The following is an 8,483-nucleotide window of genomic DNA, read 5'->3' on the forward strand; positions in this document are numbered from 1 at the left end:
ACTGTTTGTTGAACAGATTTCATTATCAATAATTGTACGAGTTAAGTTCATGGAAGAGAGTTTGCCGCTTCGAAACGAAAAAGCTTTTGAGGGAATTTTAAAAGCTTTAAGAAGACATGCTACCAAGGATGGGGTCCATGATATCTGTCGACATTTCGAAGGAGATGAACAGCGTTTTTGCCATTTCTCTTTGAGGCTTGATGATCTTCTTTTTGATTTTTCAAAATGTGGTGTGACATTTAAAACATTGCAACTCTTAGATGATTTAGCAATTGCAGCAGATGTATTAGGCAGGCGTGAAGCAATGTTTTTAGGTCAGGCCATTAATACAACTGAAAAGCGCTCTGTTTTGCATATTGCATTACGTTTGTCTGCTGACGAAGTTTTTATGTTAGATGGCCATGATATTGTTCGGGATATTCAGGTTGTTCTTAACAACATGGAAAGATTTTCTGAAAGTGTGCGTGATGGTAGCTATAAGGGAAATAATGGTGAGAAGATAACCGATATTGTCAATATTGGTATTGGAGGTTCTGATCTTGGACCTGCAATGGTCACGCATGCTTTAAAACCTTATCATGATGGTCCGCATTGCCATTTTGTTTCTAATGCTGACAGTGCACATATTTCCGATATTCTCTCTGTTTTGAATCCAGCAACGACGCTGTTTGTTATTGCCTCTAAAACTTTTAAAACGGCTGAAACAATGGCAAATGCTCAAGTTGCACATCAATGGATTTGTTCACATTTAGGGGAGGAAGCTGTTCGCACACATTTCATTGCTGTTTCTAGTGCGCTTGATAAAGTAGCAGAATTTGGCATAGATTTTTCAAGGGTTTTTGGATTTTGGAATTGGGTTGGAGGGCGCTATTCGATTTGGTCTGCTATTGGTCTTGTTGTTATGTTGGCAATAGGTGGTCAGAATTTTCGTCAGTTTCTTCAAGGGGCTCAGCAGATGGACCAACATTTTAGAGCAGCACCTTTGCATAAGAATATTCCTATTCGATTTGCTCTTTTAGGGTTTTGGCATCGCGTCATTTGTGGTTATTCATCACGTGCTATTATTCCTTATGAACAGCGTTTAGCGCGATTTCCAGCTTATTTGCAACAACTTGATATGGAATCGAATGGTAAGCAGGTTTCTTTGACTGGAAAACCCTTAACTTTTTCAAGTGGTCCAGTTATTTGGGGTGATTCAGGGACAAATGGTCAACATGCTTTTTTTCAGCTTTTGCACCAAGGAACAGATGTTATTCCCGTGGAATTTATTTTATTTGTAAAAGGACATGAACACAATTTACATCATATGCATGACATGTTGGTGGCGAATTGTTTGGCACAATCAAAAGCCTTAATGAAGGGACGCAGTGTTGAAGATGCTTGGCGTATCCTTGTAAAAAGTGGAATTGATGAATGTGAAGCAGATAATTTAGCACGTCATAGAAGTTTTAAGGGAAACCGCCCTAGTATTATGGTGGTTCAGGATTTACTAACACCTTTTGCGCTCGGTCGCCTTATTGCACTTTATGAGCATCGTATTTTTGTCGAAGGTATTTTGATGAACATTAATTCATTTGATCAATGGGGTGTGGAGCTTGGTAAAGAATTAGCCAATGAATTGTTACCAATACTGCGTGGAGAAAAAAAAGCTAACAAGCGTGATAGCTCAACATTAGGGTTATTGGCACATATTCAAGCCAAACGTGTAGAATAAATTGTTCTCATGAAGATTACTTGAAGATAATTTGGCGGAGAGAGAGGGATTTGAACCCCCGATAGAGTTGCCCCTATGCCGCATTTCGAGTGCGGTGCTTTCAACCACTCAGCCATCTCTCCATATATAAAGTGCAATAAAATTTCATATTCTTTAAGCTATATAGCGGGTAGATAACCTTCAATTGTTTTTAGTACAACCCTTTTTTGTTTTTTTATAGGACTTTATTGACAGAGAATAGAAATTCCGTCATATATGAAAACGTAAGCGTGGAGAGATCTGCGCATATTTGTGTTGAGGAGGATGTTTATCCTTCTTTTCAAATCGATTACGACTGATAAAAAGCAGCCTATTTTCCCTTATTGATGAGGCATAAATTAAATAAGAGCTGGAATGAACGGAAGGATGAAAAATGTTCGCAGTCATTAAAACCGGTGGTAAGCAATACCGCGTTATTGCTAACCAAGTGGTGAAAGTTGAAAAAATTATTGGCAATGCGGGTGATGTTGTTGAATTCAAAGATATATTGATGATTGAGCAAGAGGGTAATGCGGTTATTGGTGCGCCTGTTATTGCCGATGCTTTGGTTACTGCTGAGATTATAGAGCAAGTTCGTGGGCGTAAGGTTATCGCATTTAAAAAGCGTCGTCGTCAAAATTCGAAACGCACACGTGGTCATCGTCAAGAGTTGACAACAGTTCGTATATTAGAAATTTTAATGGGTGGCTCAAAGCCTAAAAAAACAGTTGCAAAACCAATTAAAGAGGAAGCCACTGCATTAAAAGAGCAAACAAAAGAAACAGAAGCAGCTGCTTCTGTTAAGAAAACAGCTAAAAAAACTGCTGAAAAAAAGACTGCACCGCAGAAGAAAGTGGCTGTAGCAGCAGAGAGTAAAAAAGATTAAAGGAGAACGTCCATGGCACATAAAAAAGCTGGTGGTTCATCGCGTAATGGTCGCGATTCAGAATCGAAACGTCTTGGCGTTAAAAAATTTGGTGGTGAAGCCGTTATTGCTGGAAATATTATTGTTCGTCAGCGCGGTACGCGTTGGCATGCTGGTAACAATGTCGGTATTGGAAAAGATCATACTCTTTTTGCGCTATCAAATGGGACTGTTTCTTTTCAACGGAAAGCAAATAACCGTTCATATGTTTCGGTTATTCCCATGGTAGAAGCACAAAAGTAATTTTTAGTATTCTTTACCAATAAACCGTTGTTTTGTTGAATTTCCATTGTGAGATTAGGGCTCTTAAAGAGGAAAGATAGAGGTGCTATCTTTCCTCTTTTGCGTTGATGATATAGTCTAATTTTGTGATGTACAGGAAATCAAAAAACGAAATCTAGGAAAATCTTCCTCTTAAATAACCAAAAAATTGATGTTATATTCCATTTATACTGAAAGCATGAACGTTATGATGAAATTTTCCGCTCATGTTGCAAAAGATGATGAGTTTGTGGTTATTTTTGATAGTTATAATATTCTTTAAAGAGTTATGAGATGAGTAAGGCTATCGGTTTAGAAGAGAGAGAACAGATAAAAAGATTGTGGTAGTATTCATCAAAGCTATTTTGAAGTCTGTATGTTGGAGGATTTCAGTCTCTAGGGTGAAGTTATGCTATTAAGGGAATTTAAGCGTGATAAGAGAGAAGCGATTGATATGCGAGAAGAGACTTTAAAAGTGTTTTTATCTATCTGTTATAAAACATTATGAAAACAAACTTATAAGTATAAAATCAAAGGTTTGTTAAGCTAAAAGCACTTTTCATTTTGCAGCGTTATTATTTTGCTTTTTAAAATATTTAGAAATTAGGGTTGTGTTTAGGGATTTGTTTATTTTTTGGATATGCATCTTGGGGTGAGTGATCCAATGAAGAGGGTTTTACGGTTTGAATGGTTATTTGAAAAAGAGAATTCTGTAATGTAGTCAAGGTTGTCTCTTGAGGATTTTGTGCTGTGAGATATTTATTACAATGTAATCTTAATGAGAGAGGTTACGTTTGTTCGTTTTTGATCATTTAATAAGGTGAGAGAGAAGGAACAACAGGTTGCTCAATTTTGAGGGAATTAAAATTAGCTAAAGGTGCTGAGATTGGGGATATTCTGTTTTTTATATGAGGAGTAATAACAGGTTATGTCGAATAACTTGAGAGGGTAATACAATAGTTTTTCAATTGATTTGGTGTGCAAAGATTGGGGTGTTTTTCTTTGTGCAATAAAGAGTGCGAGTGATGCCAGTTGGTTGAGGGATCACGGTGGAGGAAATTTACCGTTCAATTATATTCCGTACAACCAAGGAAAATTGCGGTATTATTTATGTTTTGTATGTTGGAAAATACGGCTTTGAAATAAAATTTATCAGAAATATTCATGCTCAAATATGAGGGAGTTTAAATTCATCATGAGATGTGAGAAAGTAGAAGCACTGAATACAGATTTTAACGAGGGTGAAATTTTATCTATAAGGTCTGTACAACTTGCTGCTGCTTTTGATCATAAAAATGATGCGATTCGTGCTGCTGTTGAATTGCTTGTACAGGTTGGTGCGGTTGACAAATGTTATCTGGCAAGCGTACTCCAACGTGAGGCAATCACGAATACGTGGCTTGGGAATGGTATAGCAATTCCTCATGGAATGGTTGAAAGTCGTCATTTGATTATTAGAGATGCTGTTGCTGTTATACAGGTTCCTGCTGGTGTTGAGTGGCGGCAGGGAAAGAAGGCACATTTAGTTATTGCCATTGCTGCTTGTCCAGATCGATATCGAGAGATTTGCAGACAATTAACGCCTCTTTTATTTGATAAGGAACGGCTTGAAGCTCTTTCAATAACGACAGATAAACAACAAATTGTTACAACTCTATTTGGTCAGGATATAAAAATGGGGAAGAATTTGATTGGTGATCTGTCAGTTTACCAAGAATGGACTTTAGATTATCCAAGTGGTCTTCATGCGCGACCAGCTTCTCTTTGGGTTGACTTTGCAAAAAAAGCTCAGAGTTCTATCAGAATTCGCCATGGTCAGTATGCTGTTGAAATGAAAAATTTAGTTGGTTTGTTGCAATTAGGAGCAAAAAACGGTGATGTTCTGATTTTTTCGACGGATGCTGCAGAGGGTGTACAACTTCTTAAGGATGCAATTTCTGTTGCGAAAAAAGTGAGCATAAGTGAAAAATGTATGATGAGAGAAATAGAATCTCACTCTAAAGCTTTTCATAGTTGGTATCCACGCTCTGGGCAAAGAGGTATTTCTGGTGTTGGAGCAAGTTCAGGGTTAGCTCTTGGTAAGATTTTTGTTTTAAAGCAAAATAATATTTCCATAACGGATCAGCCAATTGATTTTGCAATTGGCACTGCATGTCTTGAAAATGCTCTTACAAAAACCAAACATAAGATGGCATCAGTTGTTGCTGAGATTACAGCGCGTATGGGGGCAGATTCAGCTGCGATTTTTTCTGCACAAATGGTTTTTCTTGAAGATGAAAATTTGATAGCGCAAGCTTTTCGTTTTATTGCAGAAGGTCATGGTGTCGCGTGGTCTTGGGATAGAGCAGTTCGGCAATTTGCAGATATGTTTTCTAAGGTAGATAATCCTTTATTAGCGGCGCGTGCTGTAAATTTAATTGACGTTGGTCGTCGTGTTCTAGGTGAAATCAATCCATCCTATAGATCATTCTTTTTAAATGATATCCCGCGTGGTATTATTCTTGTTACAGATGATTTATCTCCTTCTGATATAGCTCAGCTTGATTGTACAAAGGTGCAAGGATTAGCAACAGCATGGGGAGGGCCACTGTCTCATACAGCTATTTTAGCGCGTACTCTTGGTATTCCAATGATTGTTGCTATGGGGACTGATGTTTTAGCAATTGAATGTGATGTCCAAGCTATTATTGATGGTGATAATGGGTTCATTTACCTTGATCCTGTTCCTGAAGATGTTGAAGATGTGCAAAGGCAGATAAATGTTGTCACGCAAAAGCGTGACAGCGAAATACGTGTATTTAGATTACCAGTGCAAACGACAGATGGCCAAAGGATTCGCATCATGGCTAATGTCAATGATACAAATCAAGTTTCTGCTGCCTTAGATTTGGGGGCTGAAGGTGTTGGCCTTATGCGTACAGAATTTTTATTTTTAGATAGTCCACATATTCCAAGTGAAGAAGCACAATTTAATGTTTATAGAGCAATGATTGCAGCGGTTGGGGATAAGCCATTGATTATCCGTGCGCTGGATATTGGTGGAGATAAACAGGTTACACATTTACATTTATCTAAAGAGAACAATCCTTTTTTAGGTGTTCGAGGAATGCGGCTTTTATTACGTCGGCGAGATCTTTTGGTTCCTCAATTACGTGCTTTGTATCGAGCCGCAAAAGAAGGCGGAGATTTATGGATTCTGTTTCCGATGGTTATGTCTGTTTCAGAGATTTTTGCTATGAAAAAAATCATGGAAGAAATTCGCAATGATATTAGTGCACCAAAATTAAAGCTTGGGATTATGGTAGAGGTCCCAGCTGCCGCTATTATGGCAGATATTTTGAGTGCTTATGTTGATTTTTTCTCGATTGGAACGAACGACTTAACGCAGTATACAATGGCTGTTGATCGCCAAAATCCTTATCTTGTCTCTGAAGCTGATAGTCTTGATCCAGCAATTTTACGCATGATTCATTATACTATCCAGGGTGCAGAAAAACATAATTGTTGGGTTAGTGTGTGTGGTGATATGGCTGGAGATCCTTTTGCAGCGATGATTTTAACTGGTTTGGGAATTAACGAACTTTCTATGATCTCCAGTGATATTTCTTCAGTAAAAGCACGTTTGCAAACTCATAGTTTTGCAGATATGAAAATTTTAGCAAGAAAGGCATTACAGTGTGAAACTGCACGAGCTGTCCGCGCTCTTAGCAATGATATAAAATGATGTAGAAACTTTAAGGCAAGGATAATGATTACATTCTGTAATTTGCTAAAGAGAAATCACATTATAAATAATTTTGTTAACATCAATTTTATTATCCTCGTGAAATATGGTGTAATGTTGGTTGACCAAAAGGCTCATGTAATTGCTTATCCTGCCGATTATTAGATATAAATATGGATAGAGGTTCGTGGTATGTTGCCTATCCACGAAAAAGTTACTTTTTAAAAGTAGAGAAATTACCTGTTATTTAGTAATTATCTTGCCTCGTTTTGATAAATAAAGTTGTTTTTTGAATTTTGAGTATGAGTTTAAGCTTGCACGTTATTTCTTTCTGGGTATAGTGCAAGCTTCTGGAGAGGTGGCCGAGTGGTTGAAGGCGCACGCCTGGAACGCGTGTATATGGGAAACCATATCGAGGGTTCGAATCCCTCTCTCTCCGCCATTCAATATTTAACAATAAATGACTTATTGGTTTTCCATATGTTTTTTAAAGGTGCGGGATACGTGAATAAAGGTTAGGGAATAGGATTTTCTAACATTCCTCCGCAACACGAACATTTTTTTGGCTTTTCTCTTCTCTAATCGCTTCTAATATTCCTTTGAAGGATTCCAAATCCTGTTGTGAAAAAACCTTTAAAAGTCTCGTAAACATGCCAATGGTTTCACGACACAAGGGATCAGACGACTTGATGGTAAAACTGCTACGACAAGCATCTGATTCTCTCCTTAAACGGGCGGCCGCCTCTTGATTTAAAGCGTAAAGCTCTATGATCTTTTCTTCCATGCCAACCGGTACAGATTTTTTGCCAATTTCTACAGATGATAAAAATGGTACGGATATACCTAATCTCTCTGCCATATCTAAAAGACGTTCAGAGTGATCAATGCGAAGTTTGCGTAAGGTTTTACCAAAGGGTGTAATCATCTAAAAAATCCTATGAAACAAATGAACATTCACCCTGATTTTAGCATATTTGAAAACTATTTCTCTCAATTATTAGGAAAGATTTCTTTTCGAAGGGAAGCTATTTTAAGAGAGATGTGGATGAACTAATTCTTTGAAAACCACTGTTTTAAATGCGTAAAGACATTGTCTATCGCATCCATAAGCCGAGCAAAGTCAAGGATGAGTAAAAAGAGAAAAAACGCAATCCACTTCATCAAGCGAGACATCATTTTCACACTTTGGTAGGTGATGATCATTTCTTGAAGCATTTCTTTTTCTGCTTCTGTAAGCTCCGTGTGTTTTTCAGTTTTTCTAGCCATGTTTCCACCCACACAGGTATTCACCTTGCTTGTTATGCTTTAAGATCTCTCTTGCTAAGTTTGAACTGATGGCATTTAAATCTTGGCGCTCCAAATATATCGGCAACCACCCCACACAAAAAGAAGCAACTTTATTTGTCGCGCAACCAGTGAGAGAGATCAGCACGCACATCAGCATCACTTTTTTGATTAATTTCATTTTCCACCTCAATCCGTGTTGTTGCACTCTTTAAAGCCTTCTCTGTTTGCTTTTGCTGTTCAGTCTTTTTGCCAAGAACAAAAGCTTTTGCTAAAATCATAAAAAAAACGGCTAAAGCCGCGCCTGTGAGCATCAGATTTTTTTTCATCCATAAGATCATAATTTGTGCTCCTGAAAGCGTCTTGCGACACAGAAAAGTCCTGCACAGGCGGCTAAGACCATAATGGTTGCCAATGCCCATTGAATGGGGCCATTGCCTGCCAACAAACCACCAAGACCAGAAAAAGAACCAATAATTGGGGCAAGTGTTTCTGCTTTGAAAACCCCCGTTGGTTGTGTGGTTTCTACTGGTTGATAATTGGAGGAAACATAAGCT

General features: G+C 37.9%; 8 protein-coding genes, 2 tRNA genes and 1 pseudogene. 5 read left to right on the forward strand and 6 right to left on the reverse strand.

All coding sequences use genetic code 11. The features are described from left to right. The first annotated feature begins 49 nt into the window (after positions 1-49). The gene (pgi, locus tag AC0QT4_RS01810) at positions 50-1,714 is read left to right on the forward strand and encodes a glucose-6-phosphate isomerase (protein WP_473199994.1); all 1,665 of its coding nucleotides are present in this window, start codon (positions 50-52) and stop codon (positions 1,712-1,714) included. A 32-nt stretch (positions 1,715-1,746) separates the two neighbouring features. Here pgi and AC0QT4_RS01815 read toward each other — a convergent pair. Further along, a tRNA-Ser gene (locus AC0QT4_RS01815) sits at positions 1,747-1,836 on the reverse strand. A 290-nt stretch (positions 1,837-2,126) separates the two neighbouring features. Here AC0QT4_RS01815 and rplU point away from each other — a divergent pair. From rplU to AC0QT4_RS01835, 4 genes are all read left to right on the forward strand, one after another. After that, complete coding sequence (rplU, locus tag AC0QT4_RS01820; RefSeq protein ID WP_473199995.1) at positions 2,127-2,618, forward strand: 50S ribosomal protein L21; 492 nt, start codon at positions 2,127-2,129, stop codon at positions 2,616-2,618. Between the two features lie 12 nt (positions 2,619-2,630). Further along, positions 2,631-2,900 carry a 50S ribosomal protein L27 gene (gene rpmA, locus AC0QT4_RS01825; RefSeq protein WP_473199996.1) on the forward strand — a complete coding sequence of 90 codons (270 nt, stop codon included), beginning with the start codon at positions 2,631-2,633 and terminating at the stop codon, positions 2,898-2,900. Between the two features lie 1,213 nt (positions 2,901-4,113). Further along, positions 4,114-6,642 (forward strand): phosphoenolpyruvate--protein phosphotransferase, encoded by a 2,529-nt coding sequence (ptsP, locus tag AC0QT4_RS01830; protein WP_473199997.1) that lies wholly within the window; start codon positions 4,114-4,116, stop codon positions 6,640-6,642. A 352-nt stretch (positions 6,643-6,994) separates the two neighbouring features. Continuing rightward, positions 6,995-7,084, forward strand: a tRNA-Ser gene (locus AC0QT4_RS01835). A 90-nt stretch (positions 7,085-7,174) separates the two neighbouring features. Here the strand turns inward: AC0QT4_RS01835 and AC0QT4_RS01840 are convergent. From AC0QT4_RS01840 to AC0QT4_RS01860, 5 genes and pseudogenes are all read right to left on the reverse strand, one after another. Next, positions 7,175-7,567, reverse strand: coding sequence for a helix-turn-helix domain-containing protein (locus tag AC0QT4_RS01840; RefSeq protein WP_473199998.1), 393 nt, complete (start codon positions 7,565-7,567; stop codon positions 7,175-7,177). A gap of 125 nt (positions 7,568-7,692) precedes the next feature. Continuing rightward, a complete protein-coding gene (locus AC0QT4_RS01845; protein ID WP_473199999.1) occupies positions 7,693-7,908 on the reverse strand; it encodes a hypothetical protein in 216 nt (71 codons plus the stop codon). Further along, on the reverse strand, positions 7,901-8,107 hold the full coding sequence (locus tag AC0QT4_RS01850) for a hypothetical protein (RefSeq protein ID WP_473200000.1): 207 nt from the start codon (positions 8,105-8,107) through the stop codon (positions 7,901-7,903). Before AC0QT4_RS01850 ends, AC0QT4_RS01845 begins: the two co-directional genes overlap by 8 nt. After that, complete coding sequence (locus tag AC0QT4_RS01855) at positions 8,040-8,267, reverse strand: hypothetical protein (RefSeq protein ID WP_473200001.1); 228 nt, start codon at positions 8,265-8,267, stop codon at positions 8,040-8,042. Before AC0QT4_RS01855 ends, AC0QT4_RS01850 begins: the two co-directional genes overlap by 68 nt. Next, a pseudogene (locus tag AC0QT4_RS01860) lies at positions 8,264-8,483 on the reverse strand (lysozyme); the annotation flags it as partial. The gene AC0QT4_RS01855 and the pseudogene AC0QT4_RS01860, both read right to left, overlap by 4 nt.

It is taken from the genome of Bartonella sp. EBT8 (assembly GCF_055796165.1).

Coding starts and splice junctions, on each gene's coding strand:
- pgi (WP_473199994.1), top strand. CDS start 50: ATGGAAGAGAGTTTGCCGCTTCGAAACGAAAAAGCTTTTGAGGGAATT.
- rplU (WP_473199995.1), top strand. CDS start 2,127: ATGTTCGCAGTCATTAAAACCGGTGGTAAGCAATACCGCGTTATTGCT.
- rpmA (WP_473199996.1), top strand. CDS start 2,631: ATGGCACATAAAAAAGCTGGTGGTTCATCGCGTAATGGTCGCGATTCA.
- ptsP (WP_473199997.1), top strand. CDS start 4,114: ATGAGATGTGAGAAAGTAGAAGCACTGAATACAGATTTTAACGAGGGT.
- AC0QT4_RS01840 (WP_473199998.1), bottom strand. CDS start 7,567: ATGATTACACCCTTTGGTAAAACCTTACGCAAACTTCGCATTGATCAC.
- AC0QT4_RS01845 (WP_473199999.1), bottom strand. CDS start 7,908: ATGGCTAGAAAAACTGAAAAACACACGGAGCTTACAGAAGCAGAAAAA.
- AC0QT4_RS01850 (WP_473200000.1), bottom strand. CDS start 8,107: ATGAAATTAATCAAAAAAGTGATGCTGATGTGCGTGCTGATCTCTCTC.
- AC0QT4_RS01855 (WP_473200001.1), bottom strand. CDS start 8,267: ATGATCTTATGGATGAAAAAAAATCTGATGCTCACAGGCGCGGCTTTA.